9 protein-coding genes are annotated in these 19,044 nt (G+C 49.1%); 2 read left to right on the forward strand and 7 right to left on the reverse strand.

The genetic code is table 11. From position 1 onward, the window contains the following. Positions 1–84 precede the first annotated feature (84 nt). Together ACFSUS_RS06050 and ACFSUS_RS06055 are read left to right on the forward strand one after the other, a co-directional pair. Positions 85–3,207 carry a SusC/RagA family TonB-linked outer membrane protein gene (locus ACFSUS_RS06050; RefSeq protein ID WP_381520482.1) on the forward strand — a complete coding sequence of 1,041 codons (3,123 nt, stop codon included), beginning with the start codon at positions 85–87 and terminating at the stop codon, positions 3,205–3,207. A gap of 35 nt (positions 3,208–3,242) precedes the next feature. Further along, positions 3,243–4,604 carry a RagB/SusD family nutrient uptake outer membrane protein gene (locus tag ACFSUS_RS06055; RefSeq protein ID WP_381520485.1) on the forward strand — a complete coding sequence of 454 codons (1,362 nt, stop codon included), beginning with the start codon at positions 3,243–3,245 and terminating at the stop codon, positions 4,602–4,604. Positions 4,605–5,062: 458 nt separating this feature from the next. Here the strand turns inward: ACFSUS_RS06055 and ACFSUS_RS06060 are convergent, their stop codons facing one another. The 7 genes from ACFSUS_RS06060 to ACFSUS_RS06090 all read right to left on the reverse strand — a co-directional run bounded on the left by ACFSUS_RS06060 (position 5,063) and on the right by ACFSUS_RS06090 (position 18,697). Then, positions 5,063–7,426, reverse strand: coding sequence for a M43 family zinc metalloprotease (locus ACFSUS_RS06060; protein ID WP_381520488.1), 2,364 nt, complete (start codon positions 7,424–7,426; stop codon positions 5,063–5,065). A 4-nt stretch (positions 7,427–7,430) separates the two neighbouring features. After that, positions 7,431–7,922: a hypothetical protein gene (locus tag ACFSUS_RS06065; protein WP_381520490.1), complete on the reverse strand. Its 492-nt coding sequence runs from the start codon at positions 7,920–7,922 to the stop codon at positions 7,431–7,433. Between the two features lie 49 nt (positions 7,923–7,971). Further along, positions 7,972–8,838 carry a hypothetical protein gene (locus tag ACFSUS_RS06070; RefSeq protein WP_381520493.1) on the reverse strand — a complete coding sequence of 289 codons (867 nt, stop codon included), beginning with the start codon at positions 8,836–8,838 and terminating at the stop codon, positions 7,972–7,974. Between the two features lie 36 nt (positions 8,839–8,874). Next, positions 8,875–10,254 carry a RagB/SusD family nutrient uptake outer membrane protein gene (locus ACFSUS_RS06075; RefSeq protein WP_381520495.1) on the reverse strand — a complete coding sequence of 460 codons (1,380 nt, stop codon included), beginning with the start codon at positions 10,252–10,254 and terminating at the stop codon, positions 8,875–8,877. Between the two features lie 33 nt (positions 10,255–10,287). Continuing rightward, positions 10,288–13,320: a SusC/RagA family TonB-linked outer membrane protein gene (locus ACFSUS_RS06080; protein ID WP_381520498.1), complete on the reverse strand. Its 3,033-nt coding sequence runs from the start codon at positions 13,318–13,320 to the stop codon at positions 10,288–10,290. A gap of 409 nt (positions 13,321–13,729) precedes the next feature. Beyond that, a complete protein-coding gene (locus ACFSUS_RS06085) occupies positions 13,730–15,409 on the reverse strand; it encodes a RagB/SusD family nutrient uptake outer membrane protein (protein ID WP_381520502.1) in 1,680 nt (559 codons plus the stop codon). Positions 15,410–15,439: 30 nt separating this feature from the next. Next, positions 15,440–18,697 (reverse strand): SusC/RagA family TonB-linked outer membrane protein, encoded by a 3,258-nt coding sequence (locus tag ACFSUS_RS06090; RefSeq protein WP_381520507.1) that lies wholly within the window; start codon positions 18,695–18,697, stop codon positions 15,440–15,442. Positions 18,698–19,044 lie beyond the last annotated feature (347 nt).

Consider the following 19,044-nt stretch of genomic DNA (forward strand, 5'->3'; position numbering starts at 1 on the left):
AAGTACGAATTGTCAGGAGTTTTGTTATTCGATTTCATATTGTATTTTTACAATTTAGCTTCTCATCAATTTTAACGAATGAATATGAAAATACTCCTACAGGTCAGCCTTCTGTTATTGTTTATGACATCGCAGATTGGCTATGCGCAGAGTCGAGTGGTTACTGGTAGAATCACGTCTTCAGACGATGGAAGTGGGCTACCCGGAGTGTCAGTGGCTGTTAAGGGGCAATCACAGGGTACACTCACCAACGAAACGGGTGATTACCGAATTACGGCCAGCGAAGAGGCAACACTCGTTTTTAGCTTTATTGGTTTCACTTCGGCTGAAGAGCGGGTTGGCAATCGCTCCATCATTAACATTACGTTGAAAACAGACGTCCGAAACCTGAACGAAGTCGTTGTAACAGGATTTGGCGCGCAGATCAAACGTGAATTGACGGGTAATATCGCGCGGGTCAAGGCAGCCGATATCCAGGATCAACCCGTAACTACCTTTGATCAGGCTCTTCAGGGTAAAGCCGCTGGTGTGCAAGTCAACGGCGGTTCTGGAAAACTAGGTCAGGGAATTCAGGTGCGGGTACGAGGTCAATCGTCGGTGTCAGCCTCTAATCAGCCTTTATACGTAGTTGATGGTATTCCCATCACCACCGAAAACCTGAGTATCAATGCCGCTCCAACCAGTCCATTAACGGACATTAACCCACAGGACATTGAATCGATCGAGATTCTTAAGGATGCTTCGGCGGCTGCAATTTACGGGTCACGAGCGGCTAACGGGGTTGTCCTGATCACGACAAAGAAAGGGAAAGCGGGTCGCACGAACGTCAATTTTGGTGCTCAATATGGGTCAAGTAAACCTACTAATAACGTACGGTTCATGAACACTCCAGAGTACGTAAAGTTCTACCGACGGGCTGCGGCTAATCGAGACCGGATTGATGGAACTGATCCAAGCGATCCGGACTCACGGTCTACTTATATCGAAGATTTTTTCCAGGCTCAGTCACTCGGCACATTTAATCCAGCTGATTCTACAACCTGGCGCTCGACCAACTGGGGCGATTTAGCCTTTCAGGATGCACCTTTCCAGCAATACGATCTGAGCTTAAATGGTGGAAATGAAAAAACATCCTTTTTCATCTCCGGTCAACTCCTTGACCAGAAAGGTATTTTGATCGGCAATGCACTGACGCGTTATACAGGTCGGATTAATCTGGACCACCGCATTTCGGATCGTGTTCGGGTAGGCTTGAATATGGGATTGACAAGAACGCTTAACCAACGGCTTTCGGGCGACCGCCAGTTTGACAACCCGTTACAAATTAATGCGTTAATACCATTAACACCGTCCATTGATCCAGCGACTGGTTTAGAAATAGGAACTCCTCCTGGCGATCCTACCATTCCTCTGTATTATAACCCACGGATTAACCTGGGAAATGCGATTTTCAACACTACCGTCTATCGCAACATCAGCAGCGCCTATGGTCAGATTGCCATTGCCAAGGGGTTAACGTTCCGCTCGGAGTTCGGTCTGGACGTTCTGAATCAGCAGGAAGAGCGGTATTACAACAGCAAAACGGCCCGAAACTCCAGTGCTCCGCAAGGTTTAGGTCAAAACCGCTTTAACCGGGTTGAGAACTACAACACGAACAACTTCTTTTCGTACAGCACGCTAATTGGCAAACACGGAATTGATGGAACCGTAGGGATGTCTTACCAACAATCGCAGCGTAAACTTAACTCTGTCGAAGGACGAGATTTTCCATCCGATGCGTATCGGCAAATTGCCAGTGCAGCCGTCATCAGTGCAGGCTCGTCCGATCAATCAGATTTTCGCTTCCTATCTTACTTTGCCCGGGCAAACTACAAATTTGCTGACCGCTATCTCCTCGGCGTAAGCGCCCGCGTCGACGGTTCGTCTCGCTTTGGTAGCAATAGCCGTTACGGTTTCTTCCCGGCGGTGTCGGCTGGTTGGGTACTCACGGAGGAAGACTTCCTGAAGAATAGTACAGTCCTCAGCTTTCTTAAGCTACGTGCCAGCTATGGCAGAACGGGTAATGCAGATATTCAAACAGCAGGCAACGTCTCTTTACAGAACTTTCCGCAGTTAGGCCTGTTTACGGGTGATGCCAGTTATTCGACGCTCCCCGGCCAACGCCCTTTCCAATTGGCCAACCCAGATCTGAAATGGGAAACTACCGATCAGGTTGACGTAGGTATTGATTTTGGTTTTCTCAATAACCGAATCAACGGTGAAGTAGATTATTATAACAAGCAGACAACGGGTCTGCTGCTCAACGTAAATGTACCGGGAACGAGTGGCTTCGCGTCACAATTCCGCAACGTGGGTAGCTTGGAGAACAAGGGTTTTGAATTTGTGCTCAATACGGATAACACAGTGGGAGCCTTCCGCTGGAGCACAAGTATAAACATCGCCACCAACCTGAATAAGGTTACCAACTTACAAGATCAGATTATCGAAGGCGGATTCAGCGCGATGAGCCGTGCCGTTGAGGGACAGCCGTTGGGCGTGTTCTTTACTGCCGAATATGCGGGTGTTGATCCGGCTAACGGTAACGCTCTTTGGTATAAAAATACACCGATTACGGATTCAGACGGAAACGTAACTGGTGTCGACCGGGCTACAACAAATACTTATAACCAGGCTACGCGCGTAGTAATCGGCAGTCCGCTACCCAAGTGGACAGGTGGTGTTACCAACACGTTTACCTACAAAGGAATTAGCCTGAGCGTGTTCTTCAATGGTGTGTTTGGCAACAAGATCAACTTCTATGGCGTTGGTCAGTATTCGTCGGCGAACGGTATTTACGAAGACAACCAAACGGCCGATCAGTTAGCGGCCTGGACACCAGAGAATCCGATTACGAACGTACCAGAAGCTCGATTCTACCGGGCCAATGGCTCACAAGCCTCCAGCCGATATATTCAGGATGGGTCGTTTGTTCGTTTACGCACGGCTACGCTGTCTTACAATCTGCCCAAAGAGCTGATTAATAAGGTGAAGTTGAACTCGGTACGCTTCTTTGTGACGGGCCAGAACCTGCTTACGTTCACGAAGTATACGGGTTGGGACCCCGAAGTTAACGCTGATGATACAGTAACCAACATTGCACAAGGCTACGACTTTTATACCGCTCCGCAGGCGCGTACCATCACCGGCGGTATCAACATTGGCTTTTAACGAGTAGCTCACATTTCACCATGCTTTTTTCGAACATGACTATATCAATAAAACACTGGTTATACGTTGGCGTAACGGCCCTGCTGGTCACCGCTTGTGACAGTCGGTTAGACGTTGTTCCGACTACGAGTATTGAGGCTTCTCAAGCTTTAAATACTGAACAAGACGTTCAGATTACGCTCACTGGCGCTTATGATGGGTTAAGTAGCATTAATCTTTACGGTGGAGGAATTCAGTACATTAGCGAGCTACTGGGCAACAACCGGGACTTCAACTTTAATGGTACCTTTTCTACGCTGTTAGAGCTATCGGCGCGGACTGTTGCGCCATCCAATGCGGTTGTTCGAGATTTTTGGCTTGACGGTTATAACACTATCAACCGGGCAAACAATGTGCTTTCGGCTTTAGATAAGGTTAGCGAAGACAATCGCAGTAGTGTGGAAGGCCAGGCTCGCTTCATTCGTGGAGCGTTGTATTTCGAGCTGGTTAAGGCGTTTGCTAAGGATTGGGGCGATGGTACCCCCGCTCAGAACTTGGGCGTTCCGATAGTGTTAACGCCAACTGGGTCGATCTCAGACGCTGACCTTCGGGCTAGAAACACGGTTGCCGAAGTATACGCTCAGGCGTTAGACGACCTGACTAAAGCAGAAGAATTACTACCAGCCGAACAGAGTAATATTGGTTTTGCTACCAAAGGAGCTGCACAAGCTATATTGGCCCGTGTGTATCTTCAACAGCAGAATTATGCCTCAGCCAGAGATGCCGCTAACCGTGTTATTGAATCGGGTACCTATTCATTGGCTCCTAGTTTTGCCGACGTATTCACCGACGCATCTGCCGGAAATCAGGCAGAAGTCATCTTCAGAATTGTTGTGTCGACCCAGGACGGCACAAATGATCTAAACACCTATTTCGCGTCTTCGTTGAACCAGGGCCGGGGCGACATTCGGTTACAGCAACAGTTCCTACAGCTTTACGGAGCCGGAGATGTTCGTGGACAATTTATTAACACGGCGAGTATCAATACGTTTACCAGCAAGTTTAACGATCAGTTCGGTGATGTACCGGTAGTGCGTCTGGCCGAAATGTATCTGATTCGCGCGGAAGCTAACTTACGCTTGAACACGAGCGTTGGTGCCTCTCCACTCGAAGACGTTAATCTAATACGCAACCGGGCGAAGGCTACGCCTTTAACGACAGTTGACTTAAATGCCATTCTACTGGAACGGCGGCTTGAATTATCGTTTGAAGGTCAACGCCTTGCTGATGTTAAACGTACTAAAGGCTCGGTAGGTACGACGCCATTTAACGCAGATAACCTAGTTTTACCAATCCCGCAGCGTGAGATTGATACCAACAAAAATCTGGTACAAAATCCGGGATATGGCCCGATTTAAGATGCTTAAACAGGCTGTTAGTCGGCTTATTGTTTAAATTAAAGCTAAAAACGCGAACCAGAGTCTGGTTCGCGTTTTTAGTTCCAACAAACATAGATCAAGGTTATACCCCCAAATTGTTTCTCCTATTCAGACGAACTAGAAGAAGAACAGACCCGGATAAGGTACTAACTGACCCAAGACCTAACAAAAGTCGGCCGACCGTTTGCTGATCACTTATGAACAAACTACAGCCAATTACTCCTACCAGCATTCCTATAACCAACAGCCAGGTAGGTAAAGTAAAATGACTCGTTTTCATGTTAGTTAACGTGTTAAATAAGCGTTGCGCTGAAAAAAACAGATTTCTGGCAAAAATGTTGTCTCTTCAGCTTGCGTAGCTACTGATTCTTTCTGGGCGGTTTTACGGTTTTGTGGGCGGTTATTTTTATAGACAACGAACTGAGCGTTAGCCACGATCACCGCTTCACAACCCGTTTTCGATACGTCGTTTCCCCTATTCTGACTTCAACAATGTAGACCCCACCCGACGCAGTTTGTAAGCTCAGCGGCTGCTGAAATACGTCCGTCGTCTTCTGGTGTTTCTGTTGAACCAACTCGGCTCCGCTTAAATTCCGGACGCTGAGCGTCAATGCTCCTCGTTGCGCCCCCTTCAGCATTACCATCATCAGTCCGTCGCTGGGGTTTGGCGTAACTTCCAGCGCCTGATCCACCGTAGATGGAGTAGCCGTTACGGTACCGGCCCGAACGTTTACAGTAACTACCGCCGACGTGCTGCACAAATCGGTCCCCGTGCCCGACACGGTATACGATGTCGTTTGTGTCGGTTGAGCAGTCACCTGCGGTCCCAGAGTGCTGCTTAATCCTGGTCCTGACCAGTTGAATACACTGGCTCCCCGTGCGTTCAGCGTGACCGTTTCACCGGGGTTGATGAATATAGAGGAAGACGCGACCTGTACCGACGACTTCATACCCACACGAGCTGCCACGTTATGCGCTACATTCAACCCAAGACTATCGGCATAACGTAACCAGTCGCCCTGTCGGTTTTGGCGCCAGGCCGTTGCAAAAACAGACTGCCCATTCTGGGTTGTCGTTAGGGCTACCGTGTCGCCAGCCGCATAGGTCAACGTAACACCAATGTGGAACGGCAAACCACTCACGGGTACATTCCGGTCGAACGTAACATTGGTGGTACGGTTGTTGGCCACATCGTCCAGAATAACGCGTAAAGGAACGTCTTTCTGTTCCAGAATAGCGCCAGGGCCGTTCTGAAAACCGCGGCCGTTCCATACGGTGACGGTCACTATCGATTCGGTAGCGGCACCGGCAGCGGCCTTAGCCACACCGAACTTTAGCGCTGCTCCCGCCAGGTTACTGTAGCCTAAGGAGTTATCAAAAAACTCCGATACGGCCTGGGTGCGTTTGCTATTCTGACCGGCTACGTAGCCTGTTCCGCCTGGCTCCCGCAGTACGGTGTTACTACCATTGAAATTGGTTTGATTGTCGCACAAACCGGCATTCAATACTTCGATGTATTCGGTGCGTGTCAGTGGGTCGGACTGGCCGACACTGTTTGTGGTTACCAACGTTACCTTGAATTTGCCGGGTTGCGAGTACGTAACGGTTGGGTTCTGTTCGGTCGAAGTGGCGGGCGTCCCTCCTTCAAATGTCCATTCCCATCGGGTAGGAAAGCCGCCCGAAAGGTCATTGAACCGTACCTGTCCACCGAGCAAAACGCGTTGGGATTCGGCGCGGAAGTTGGGCTGTGGCCGGGTAACCACCTGCGTTCCACAAACGTTCGAGGTGAGCAGGCTGGCCCGGCGTGGGCTTATTTCCATAACCGTCCGGATGCGCGTTTTTTGATCGTTGGTGAAAATATTCATACAGCCGTCGTCGGAGTAATCCATGTAGTTTTGCACCATGTTCGTGCCTCCGCAGCTAACCCGACCCGTCTGACAACCCCGGCTTTCGGACGATTGAGGGGGTGTATCGCCACAAAAGTCATCTCCGCAGTTGGCATCGCCCCAGATGTGTCGCAGGCCCAGCCAGTGTCCTGTTTCGTGGGTTAAAGTCCGGCCCAGGTTATAGGGAGCCTGCATGACAGGAAAGTTGCCTTTTTCGGCATTACCGAAGGATCGATACAAGATCACTACTCCATCCGTACTACCTGGTGACGCAGTGGGAATACCGGGCAAATTCGACTGGCTCGGGAACTGAGCATACCCCAGTAGATTTTCGCCCGAGGCAAAGTCAAGCACCCAGACATTAAAATATTTATCGGGATTCCAGTACGTACTTGGTTTTAGAACACCTTCAATGTCATCGCGGCTCCAGTTGGCCCGGTTGCCGTTGATACGGTCAATTCCTGGTTCGGGCATGGTTCGCCCTTGCTGATCGAGGGCCGCCAAACAAAATTCTATTTCAATATCTGCGCCAGCCGGATTGTTATTAAAACCCCGCGTGTTAAGCTTCCGGCGAAAATCCTCGTTCAGTGTTTCTAACTGCGCCCGAACCTGCGCCTGGCTGATGTTACGTCCTACCCCAACGGCTTCGCCGTTATGGACAACGTGCACAATAATGGGGATGGTAATGACCGGTGCGGCCATCCGTGCCGACTGTAGCCGCTTCTTAATGTCGAGCATCTTGCGCTGCAGATCCCGCTCGAAGTCGTTAAGCGTTCCTAACTGTGGGTATTTTGCCCGCAACAGGCTATCCATTTCCATGGTAGCGCACTGTTCCGGCTTGCGGGGCGTCTGAGCGTATAGGCTACAACCAGTAACTACAAGGAACAGACATATGCTGAGTAATGATCGAAACATAAGCCTATTTAGAAACAGAATTAAACGTGAAGCGATAACTAGCATCAATATCCTCAAAGTAGTATTCGATTGTAAACGCTCGATCAGTTATACTTTTAAGGGTCCACGGGTACGTACCACCAAGAATTGTCAGTGGAAATTCAAGGGACGCATTCGCATTAACGAGCGCCCAGGTATCAGTCAGGAAAATATCCGGGTCGCCTGGGTTACATTTTGACGCCCCTTCGCTGATTTCAAGTTTCCGCTCGCTACCCGCGTAGAACGTGTATAAATCATCGGTAATGCAGGCGTCTATACCACTTTGAGCAATTGGAAGTGTACCTGATCCATCACCTTCATCAAATACCTGAAAGGACACCACTCGCCAGGTTTTTTGGGTAGTTCCGGTGAGCAATTGGGAGTACGTGATGGGCTTGGGTTCAATTTTCTCGGAACACCCACCCAACAGCCATCCTATCGCTGTAGGAATGAGGAATAAGCGTATTAATGTGCGCATAATGCTGAATTTCTGTATTTCAACTAATTTAGTTTAACCTAACTACCTTTTATTGTGGTGTATAGGTCTGTGTGAATGCAATTGTTGTATCGCGAACAGGCTCATTGCTTATGCGAATCTTTGCCTGAATGTTCAGCGTGATCCGGCGATCCCGAGGATTCCATGAGCCATTGCCCCGTAATGTATCCGTCGACCCAAGTTCAGCATTCGCCTGGGGTGGAATCGTCAGCGAGTTGTCGCCATTGTCAGTAAATGTCAACGTCGGCTTGATGGCATTGAAATTAAACAGGTACCCACCAATGTTCCAGTTACTCAAACGGTAGTCTTTGCAGTTGGTGCTGGTTATCTCTACGTTCGATACACTGGCATTGGTGGTGCCTACGCGTTGTGCACCGGTATAGAAACCGCCAAACAGACACTCGTCCTGAATAACGAACGTCATCGTTTTACCCACAATGCCGTCTTTACCAAAGCCAACCTGTAGTGAACTGGGTTGCACACCGGTAAGCGTAAAGGTCAGGGATTGCGACTCCAGGATATTATTGGCGTTGTTAATGAGCTGAAGCTTAATTTCACCAAAACTCTTGTTCGCCGGAATGATGACCGTACCTTTCGTATCGGGCAATGTGTAATCCTTTCCTTCCCGAGCCGAACCGCTTACGGTATAATTAACCGTAATTGGCTGACTGAGTATCGGGCCAACGTTGTGCACTCGAATAGAAATCGGCTGACTATAACTCTCTTTATACGTCAGCGTTGAATCGGTAAACCGAACGAAATACGGCCCTTGAAACGTGCGGTCCAAGTCCTGCTCTTCGCAGGCGAGCCCAATCCAGCCGACCGCAATTACAGGAATCAGCCCTAACAGCCAGCGCCCTAGCTGCTTCGTTCGTCGGTCATTTAGTATTGTTTTCATACTGTCGATATTCAATGTCAGTGGGTCTGTCGCTGATTAGTAGCCAGGATTTTGCTTTCCCTGTAAGGCTGTATTTTGTTGAATTTCACTTTGCGGAATAGGCCAAAGTTCGTAACGAACATTCCAGTTTGGCGAAAAGGCCGACATAACCGCCTGCGCCCGCCCCGTGCGAACGAGATCGTACCAGCGATGCCCCTCAAAAGCGAGTTCATACACCCGTTCCCGTTCAACCGCCGATAAGACATCCGCCTGGTTAGCCACAGCAACCGCCGGTGCCTTTGCCCGGGTCCGGAGCACGTTCAGATCGGCAACGGCCCCGTCTGCTCCGGCCAATTTACCTTGCTGAGCCCGGGCTTCTGCCCGAATCAGATACATCTCAGCCAGCCGCATGAGCACAATATTATTATTATCTTCGGTACCCGTCCCGTACTTCCGGACGGTCCAGCCATTATCATTTCCCCGTTGATTCTGCGCATTAAACGTAATAGTCTGAACGCGCTCCCCCGATTCGGTATTGACAAGTGAAGCCACCAGCTGATTAGAGGGAATCACCTCCCGACGGCTAACAAATAAGTTGTTGAGGGCAAAATTGCCCGTACCGGGGTCATCGGTTAAGTTATAGCCGACCTCAAGAATAGACTCTGGAATGAAGTCTTTCACCACTACATCCTGATAATTTGGAACCAGCGTGTACACTCCCGAACTAATCACCTGCGATGCAAACGATTCAGCCTGTGCCCAATTCTTTTGATACAAATAATAGCGGGCCAACGCTGCTCGGCAAGTGATTTTGTTTAGATACGTTGCATTATTTGTTACGTTGGTCGACGCGGTAGTAATGTTAGGCAGGTCGGTTAGTGCAGCCTGATAATCAGCTAACACAGAAGCCAGAATCGTAGCCTTAGGCGTCCTGGGTACCGTCCGGTTAGCAATCTGATCAATTGTAGTTACCTGAGGAACGTCGCCGTAGGTATTGGTGGCAATGAAATTAGCATAGCCCCGCATAAATCGCGCTTCGGCCAGTACCGATTTACGGGTAGCTTCCGTAACACCAGTCACCTGCGGCAACCGCTCGATGATAAAATTAGCTACGTAAATGGTTCGATACAGGCTACCCCATAGTGCACTAACAGCACCATTAGCCGGTGTAATTTGCTTGGTGGCCAGCTCTCGGTAGTCGGTGAACGTACCGTTATGCTGAATATAATCAGCGGTGAAGTCACCGGCGATTACAGTCGGGGCCGCCGTTGCGCGCAACGCACTGTATAACCCAATACGAACTGGCTGCACGTCGGCGGGTTCATTCAGTACCAGGTTATCTTCCAGGAGGTCTACTGATTTGGGTTCCAGGACTTCCCGGCAGGAAGCCATGCTAACCAGCACCAGCAAGATACAATATCGTGAGAATCGATTCATGTTGAAACAGACTGAATAGTAAATGGGAGCGACTTAGAAATTTATGGTTAAGCCGCCGATCACCGTTTTTATTTGGGGGAGCGTAAAGAAGTCGATGCCTTGAGCCGTAGTCGAACCGTCGAGCGTGCTTACTTCCGGATCGGCCCCCGAATAGCGGGTAAAGGTTAACAGATTCGTGGCAGATGCATAGACTCGGACATTCGCTAGTTTGAATCGGCTAATCCATTTTTTGTCCAGGTTATACCCAATTGATACGTTTTTTAAGCGTAAGTAAGACCCGTCTTCCAGGAATCGGCTGCTGAGATAGTTGTTATAGGAGTTCTGGAAAACGTACTTGGGTACGCTGGTAATGTCACCTTCTTTCCGCCAGCGCTGTAGTGCTTTTCTGGTTTGATTGTTTTGTATGTCTGCACCTGAGTTAAGAAGCGTTGCGTTGCTGTAGTTGAGCGTACTGTTGCCATAGGAAAACTGCAAGAACGCGCTTACATCAATGCCTTTCCAGGATACCTTATTTGTCAGACCACCAAACAGTTTGGGCTGTGCATTACCAATAACCTGTGCATCATCAGTTGTAATCCGGCCGTCCCCGTTTTTATCATCGTAGATAGCATTACCTGTGGCGGGGTCGACGCCCAGGAACTTAAGTCCCCAAAACGTCCCTAAGGGCTGGCCCGCCAGAATTACGTTAGTAGATCCAACCCCATCCGCCGTGTAGCCCCGAAATACGGGTTCAGTGCTAGCCAACTCCACCACCTTGTTGATGTTACGCGACAAGTTCAGATCCGTAACCCAACGAATAGGACCATCAATATTTACCGTGTTAATTGTCAGTTCGAGCCCTCGGTTTGATACCTTTCCGATGTTACCCTGCACACTTGCAAAACCGGTTGTCTGCGGAATGGGTTGAGCGAACAGGAGTTTGTCAGTTAGGTTATCGTAAGCGTCGAATGTTACGTTGAACCGACCATTATATAAGGAAGCATCCAAGCCAATGTTCGCTTCGCGCGTACGCTCCCACTGCAAGGCAGGGTTGGCCAATGCTGCAGGACCAACGCCTGTCGATCCGCTATACGTAACCGATGCCCAGGTTCCGAGAAACTGAAAATCACCAATTCGTTCGTTACCAGTAAAGCCGTAACTGGCTCGAATTTTTAGGTCGTTCAGGAAGCGAAAGGGCTGCATAAACTCTTCGCCCGAAAGGCGCCAGGCTACCGACGCTGATGGGAATAAACCAAAGCGCCGATCCTGGCCGAATCGCGATGAGCCATCGTAGCGAGCCGTTATCGTTGCCAGATATTTTTCGTCGTAATCATAGCGCACCTCACCAAAGGTGGAAATCAAACCGCTGTTGACTAACGACGATGATCCCTGGTCAACAATACCTGCCGACGTAATGTACGTGAAATCATCACTGGGAAACAATCGGCCTGAAACATTGCCGCTACGTTCGGTACGCTTCAGAACTTCGAAACCCAGCAGTGTATTAAAGTGATGTTTCTCTTCTTTCTGAAAGTTATAGGTCAGCGTGTTTGTGTTGATAAACGTTGACAAGGCCGAATTTATAAAAACGCCATATCCTTGTCGGCCAACGCTTTCTAAAAAACCACCGATAGCTGTAGATCTTGGTTCAAAGTTATCCTCGGTAATGTTATTGTAATCGATGCTCACCTTCGACCGAAATCGTAGATTGGGTATAATTTCATACTCGGCATAGAGTCCACCAAGCAGTTTATCGGTATACGTAACGAACCGTGGTAATACTGCCTGCCCAACTGGGTTGAAGTTAGGAAAGCCAGCATAGTTTGGGCTGCTCGGTCCGTAGAGCTGCCCTTGCTCATCGTAAGGTGAGTAATATGGTAAGCTTTTGATGGCGCCTGAATACACGCCATCCAGAAAGTTATCGCCTTTGACCCGATGATTTGTAGCTCTCGACAAGGTCAGGTTGGTGCCAAAGGAAATTTTTGAATTTACCTTATGATCTAACCGCACCTGGCCAGTGTAGCGTGTGAACCGATTATTCAGTTGAACGCCTTCTTCGTCACGCATATTACCACTGATGTAGAACTGCGTACGGTCATTTCCTCCCTGAGCCGATAACTGATACTGCTGGTAAATGCCTTTCCGGAGTACCGCATCAATCCAGTCGGTATTGATACCATCCGTAACGCCTTTTATCAGGCCGAGCTTATCGGGATCTAAGCCTGCGTTGGTAACAGCTTCTCGCTGCAACTCTAATAGCTCAGTAGAATTTAATAGATCAGGGCGACGCGTTACGTCGGTCATGCCACGCTGCACATCAGCGGTAAAGGTGGTTTTCTGGTTAGACTTACCCCGTTTTGTGGTAACCAGCACCACGCCATTAGCTGCCCGTGAACCATAAATGGCTTTGGCCGACGCGTCTTTCAGGACTTGAATCGATTCAATGTCGTTCGGGTTAAACATCGCAAACGCGTTGTCATTTTGACCACCAAATTCGCGGGCGGACAGTGCCCCGTCTTCTACCGGTACACCGTCGACGATAAACAGTGGCCGATTCGATGCGGAGATGGACGTATTACCCCGCACCCGAACCGTGAGTCCACCTCCGGGCGTACCAGACGACTGAGATACCTGCACGCCAGCTGCCTGCCCTTGTAAAGCCTGGTCGAAGCTGGCAACGGGAATATCTTTGAATTTATCAGGCGTAATCGACGCAATAGACCCGGTAATATCTTTCCGTTGGGCGGTGTTGTATCCCGTTACAACCACCTGGGCCAGTTCATTGAGCGCTTCCTGCATCTGCACGTTAATGACCGTGCGATTGCCAACCGTTATCTCCTGGGCGGTTAAGCCAATAGAGGAAAGAAGAAGAACCGCACTAGCGCCAGGAACCGTGATACTATAGTTACCGTTGGCATCCGTGCTCACGCCGTTGGTTGTTCCGCGAACAACAATATTTACTCCGGGCAACGCCTGGCCATCCTGGGCGGATGTTACTCTACCCGATATACGTTGACCTTGGGCCAACAGCAAACCGGGCAACAGAGCCAGTAAGGCTCCGCAAACAAAAACGTAATAGTTTCTCATGTAGAGGTTAAAAATCCAAACAAAATCTTTTAGCGTTGATCCACACTTTTGCCCTATAAGTACGAACGAAAAGCCGTACAAGGTACTATTTTCTAAACGAAAAAATAAGGTTGTCTTATATATTCAGTTCATCCTCAGTTATACACCCAGGGTCAGCTACTATTTTTAAATGACATCTTAGACTCAAGTCTACTTCTTTTTGTTGAAGCCTCCTGTTGTTTACCAAAAAATTAATGTGGAACTGCCCATAGAACCGTTCTCCATAAACGAAACGGCCTCGGGAGTTCCCAAAGCCGTTTCGTTTATAAATATTCGGACCAGTTGTAAGGCGGGTGGAAACCCACGACTTAAGACGTTAGAGTCGCGGGTTTCCACCGCCTTACATCCAGTCGATTGTTTACCTTATCGACTAAAAATTAGGGTTTTTAGTGACCACTCCGCTGGCCGATGGGTTCAATACTGATTCGTCGGCTGGCACATCCCAGTAATCGAGGAAGTTGTAGTTAATCGTGACGTTTTTATTCACGACTCCAGCTGTTGTCACTACGGTGTTACCATAGCTGCCACCGCCGTTGGCGATGTCGTAAGTCCAGCCCCAGCGACGAAGATCATAATAGGCTACCCCCCGATTAAACAGAGCAACCTGCCGTTCCTTCGTTAGCTCGGTCAATGCTTTTGACAGGTTTAGTCCTGTACCCGCAACGGTCGCAACGCCTGCCCCCTGGTAGCTTCGGACCGCATCTACGAAGCCTAATCCTGCTTCAATATTGCCCAGTCGCATATTAGCTTCGGCCAGCATTAAGGCGTTTTCTTCGTAGCTACCGGCAATAAACACCTCATAAGCACCGACAGCCGTGGTTCCGAATACATAAACTCCCGGCGCTCCGGCACCTCCATCGATGACGTTGTACCGAGTCGTGTAGATATAGTTGTTTTTGTAGGTGTTGGCGGTGTTAAAATTATTAGTGAACCGCTTATCGCCCGGATTGAAATTCTGGATGAACCGCTCACTGATCTTGAACGTAGTACTGTTGTTGACTCCTGTTGTCAGGGCCGCTACCGTACCACCTGTGGCGGAAAAAAACGAGTTTTTGTCGGTGCTTCTGCCCGTGAAAACGATGTCATCTTTGCGGATTCCGTTCGTTGCCAGCGTCAGCACACTGTTCCAGTCAGCGGCCGTCATTGCCGTTGTCGATGATTTACCAATTTTGGCATCGGGATTACCGTTTACAAACGGTGCCAGTTTGTTGGCCACAATGTTGCGGGCCAGCATGGTGTTGATGCTCCGTTTCCACATATCAACCGTCGGAACTCCACCACGACCGACCTGGTTTCCGGCCGGAATCAACTGCTTCAGAACGGCCTGATAGTCCGCAGCGCTGCTAATACCTGACAGCGTTGTGGCCGCCTGATTGAAGTATGTATTCGACTGGTTGATAATAGCATCGTGCAGAACGTAATTACCGTTGGTCGAACTGGCCTTGTCATTAATCAGTCCTGAGTAATACATTGAACCAATCGAGGCATAAGCGTACCCCTTCCACCAGTAGCACCAGGCCTTGACCGTGTTGGCGCGGGAAGTAGCATCACCTGAGAACTTAATACCATCGACAAGGCTCAGCACCACATTACAGGCATTGTTGAGCGAGTACATATTTAGCCACTGGTAATAAATGGCATTGTTGGCATTGCCCGTAGCCGCCCGCGTATTATACGACCGGATGATACCAATCTGAGGGGATGGGTTCGTTTGCTTAGTGCCATCGTCCAGAATAATGTAATCGGGCTGTGCAATGGTGGTAACCTGGTTATTGGAGGCATCCGCTCCGACGTGATCAGCCATTAGTTCCTGATAGCCTAAAGGCAGTGAAAAGTAGCTGTCACCCAGCCAGGTGTCCTGTCCATTACCGGCAAAGCCATTGATGTACACCCCCCCCTGCGCCAATTGGATCAGCCCCGTTTCGTTATTGACGTTGGCGTCCACCGTAGGGGCATTGGGATTGCCGACATCCAGTTGCTCTTTACAGGATACGCCCCCTAGCATCATGGCTGCGAAACAAACGGTAGAGAAAATTTTATATGTATTCATGAGTTTCATAGTCGAAAAAATGGTCAACGATTAGAACCCAAAGTTCAGTCCAACCTGGTATGACTTTGTATTTGGTAACGTACTGTGATCGACACCCCGGTCGAACGAGGAGTTTGGCGAACCCGAACTGATTTCAGGATCGTAGCCGGTATACTTCGTAAATGTGAGGATGTTGCGTCCCGTCAGTACTAATTGGCACCGGTTCAGGTAAGGCAGTTTGATAACCTTGGCCAGATCGAATGCGAGCGAAATGTTCCGCAGCCGAACGAACGAAGCATCTTCCACGAAGAATTCTTTAGTGGCGTTGTTACCCGCTCCGCGCAGGCTGCCCCACAGGTTGTAGTAGGCACTGGACCAATAAGCCGTGTAGGCACCCGTTTTGCCGTCAATCGTGACGGGTTTGGAGAAGTCGCCACTGATGCCATCCCGATACATCCACTCTTTCGTCTGATTATACAGATGGCTGCCATACACCCAATCGAACTGGAAGTTCAGCGTCAGGAAATCGCGGAAGGTAATCCCGTTGATGAACGACACGTTAAACTTGGGGTTCGGGTTCATCAGCGGGTACACCTCGTCGGTGAACTGCATCTGGTAAGTTGTTTTGTTTACCACCTTTCCGTCAACGATGGTATACTGATTTTCGTCGCCGGGCTGGATATACCGAGTGCCGTCCTGACGGGTATAATCCAGGCTGGTCAGCAGTTTATAGCCATATACCTGCCCGATGGGTTGACCCGGCGTTAAGGCCAGGGACGTACTACCCGCGTTTGACGTCAGGATAATATCGGCTCCTCCGGCAATAGCGTCAATTTTAGAGATTTGATGACCGAAGTTGGTTGTGAAATCCCATTTCAGTCCTTTAGCATTGTAAATAGGCAGCATTAGCTGGAACTGAACTCCGTTCGACGACATGTCGATGGCATTGGTCAACTGCCCCGTTGAGCCGGTTGATGGCGGTACACTGACCGTGTAGATGACGTTCTGACTTTTACGTTTCCAGTACGTGAACGAACCAGAGATCGAGTTGAGCCATGTACGTCCCGAATTCCCACCAATTGTAAAGTCAGTACCGGCTTCAAACTCTTTCGAGACTTCTACCTGCAAATTGGGGTTATTGCTCGTGACCGGTATAGCATAGGTCAGGCCAGTTCCCAAATTCTGCTGGCCAAGAACGGGATACCGGTCGAACGCACCCGGCTGAATACCCGCTTCACCATAAGCCGCCCGAAGCTTGAAGTACGGCAAGGTATTCGAGAGGGCACTGTTCTTAAAAAATGCGAGCGGAGCAATGTGGCCATCAAAGTGCGGGAAGGTAAACGGAGTTGATCCTCCTCCGAAAGCGGAGGACCAGTCGCTGCGGAAGCCGGCCGTTACACCACCGTAATCGCCGAAATCAACTTTCTGATTCACTAAATACCCGTAGGTCACAAACGGCCGGACGTAATCGAAATACACCGCCTGCGACGAGGTAGACTGGATGTTATACGGCGGAGCGAGACCCAGTCCTAACCCATAGGTGTCGTATTCCGTGTACTTATTCTTCCGGTAATCAAACGAAACCTGCGTACTGGTCTGAATGGGGAGATTGATATGAAAATCATTCTGAAAATCCGTGCGCAGATAAGCCGTAGCCAGAAAGTTCTGAAAAGTAGAACTGTACTGCCAGTTGTCAATTTCACCAGTATTATCGGGGGCGAACGTACTGGCAAAATTTGCTCCGCCGAAATAAGCTACGCTGGCGTTCTGCGACTGGTTGTAGTACGTCCACCGGGCGTTTTCGTTCCGGTAGTTGATGCCATATTTGGCGTCCAGTTCCACAAATTTGTTGATCTTATAGTTGGCGTCGAAGTTCTGAATAACGTCGATTTTGTTATCCAGACCGTCTGTATACTGCAAATTGTAATACGGATTGTTGGCATTGATGCTGACGAAGTCGGCCAATTGCTTGTAGGGGTAGTTTCCGTCTTTGTCGCGGGCCGTCAGATCAAAGAAGGGCGAGGTATTCAAAAATCCGTAGACCCGGCCAATGTTACCAAGCGAGTTGCCCAGTCCGTAGTACTGCCCACCAGCAGCGCCCAGACCTGGTTTTAAGGTATTCTTGGTATAGACCAGTTGCGTCGTTGACCGAATTGAAAAGCCTTTAAACAGTTCCGTGCCTAAGTTGGCCGATATGTTGCTCCGGTCGATATAGCCGTTTTTCAGGATTGGCGTTACGTTGTGGTTATTGGCAACGGCAATGTTAAAATCGCTCTTTTCCGAAGCCCCCGAAATATTAATGGTGTTGTTGGTAGTAGAACCCGTCTGAAAAATCTGCTTGAAGTGATCGTAATATTTCAGATTGGCATTGTACGGTTTGTCGGCTACGTTCCGAATGTCCTGAATGGCGTAACGCGTTGCCCCACCGTATTGATAAGACAAGCCAGTCAGTGAACCGTAGTCATTAATCGACAGTATATTTCCTTTTGTATCAACGATGTTATTATTCGCGTCCGTCAGGTATGGGTGCAGCTCAGCCTTATGCACGTTTCCGGTATTCAGAAACTCGTTGGATGCGTAGCTCGTCGAAAAGTTAACGGCGATCCGACCTTTCTTGCCGCGCTTGGTGAAAACCTGAATAACGCCGTTAGCCCCCTGTGCTCCATATATTGATGCAGAAGCCGCTCCCTGAGCTACCTCGATCCGATCTACATTGCTTAAATCAAGCGAGTTAATATCCGTAGCTGCTACCTGAACACCGTCCACCATGATCAAGGGCTTGGTACCACCCTGCACGGAGTTGATACCTCGCAGTAAGATGTTCACCGGATCGCCCGGATTACCACTAACAGAGGAAATCTGCGCACCCGGGATTTTACCGACCAGCGCCTGGTCAATGGAGGCTGTAGGAGTTTGTGGGAGGTTCTTACCCGAAACACTCTCAACGGCAATTCCTAATTTAGCCTTACTGGTCTCAATTCCACTACCCGTTACGACTACTTCGGTAAGTAAGCGCGAATCGGACGCCAGACTAACGTTTAATTCTGACTCGTTGCCAATCTTAATCTCTTGCGTAGTGACCCCCACAAAGCTGAAAATGAGTGTGGCGCCTTTCGGTACGCTAAAATCATAAACACCAGCGGCATCGGTGGTTGTACCCTTTGTTGTTCCTTTCAAAACAACCGAAACCCCTGGAAGTGGCGAACCATCCTCCGCTGTCGTTACCTTACCGATGATACGTCGGTCCTGCGCCCAGGCCGACACCGAGAGCAAGCAAATCAGCAAGCTTAGTATTAAAACTTTATTCATCTGTGTAATTATGTTAGGTTAGAAAACATAAATTCTCACAAATGTATAATCTGCCGTCAGCCATACAAACCTCCTATCTACGCCCGATTAGTATTATAATAATTTTAATTGTATTTTAATTATTAAAATAATATTTTGCTAATACTAGTAATCACAATATGAATACTATAGAATTTTCATTCTGTTAAACGATGCACTTGTAAAGAAGCTGTTTAGTGTTTTGTTTTTGGTATTTCAATTCCTGCGGATTGGAGCGTGTTTTTGTCATCCCGACCGGTCCGCCGGTGCGGCAGGAGGGATCTTCGGTATGCTGTCTTTTCGATTTCCCCGAAGATCCCTCCTGCCGC

Origin of the sequence: Spirosoma soli, assembly GCF_042684525.1 — a bacterium.
Taxonomy (GTDB): domain Bacteria; phylum Bacteroidota; class Bacteroidia; order Cytophagales; family Spirosomataceae; genus Spirosoma; species Spirosoma soli.

What these genes read in the sequence shown, in the direction of transcription:
- ACFSUS_RS06050 (WP_381520482.1), top strand. Translation starts at nt 85, where the DNA reads ATGAAAATACTCCTACAGGTCAGCCTTCTGTTATTGTTTATGACATCG.
- ACFSUS_RS06055 (WP_381520485.1), top strand. Translation starts at nt 3,243, where the DNA reads ATGACTATATCAATAAAACACTGGTTATACGTTGGCGTAACGGCCCTG.
- ACFSUS_RS06060 (WP_381520488.1), bottom strand. Translation starts at nt 7,426, where the DNA reads ATGTTTCGATCATTACTCAGCATATGTCTGTTCCTTGTAGTTACTGGT.
- ACFSUS_RS06065 (WP_381520490.1), bottom strand. Translation starts at nt 7,922, where the DNA reads ATGCGCACATTAATACGCTTATTCCTCATTCCTACAGCGATAGGATGG.
- ACFSUS_RS06070 (WP_381520493.1), bottom strand. Translation starts at nt 8,838, where the DNA reads ATGAAAACAATACTAAATGACCGACGAACGAAGCAGCTAGGGCGCTGG.
- ACFSUS_RS06075 (WP_381520495.1), bottom strand. Translation starts at nt 10,254, where the DNA reads ATGAATCGATTCTCACGATATTGTATCTTGCTGGTGCTGGTTAGCATG.
- ACFSUS_RS06080 (WP_381520498.1), bottom strand. Translation starts at nt 13,320, where the DNA reads ATGAGAAACTATTACGTTTTTGTTTGCGGAGCCTTACTGGCTCTGTTG.
- ACFSUS_RS06085 (WP_381520502.1), bottom strand. Translation starts at nt 15,409, where the DNA reads ATGAATACATATAAAATTTTCTCTACCGTTTGTTTCGCAGCCATGATG.
- ACFSUS_RS06090 (WP_381520507.1), bottom strand. Translation starts at nt 18,697, where the DNA reads ATGAATAAAGTTTTAATACTAAGCTTGCTGATTTGCTTGCTCTCGGTG.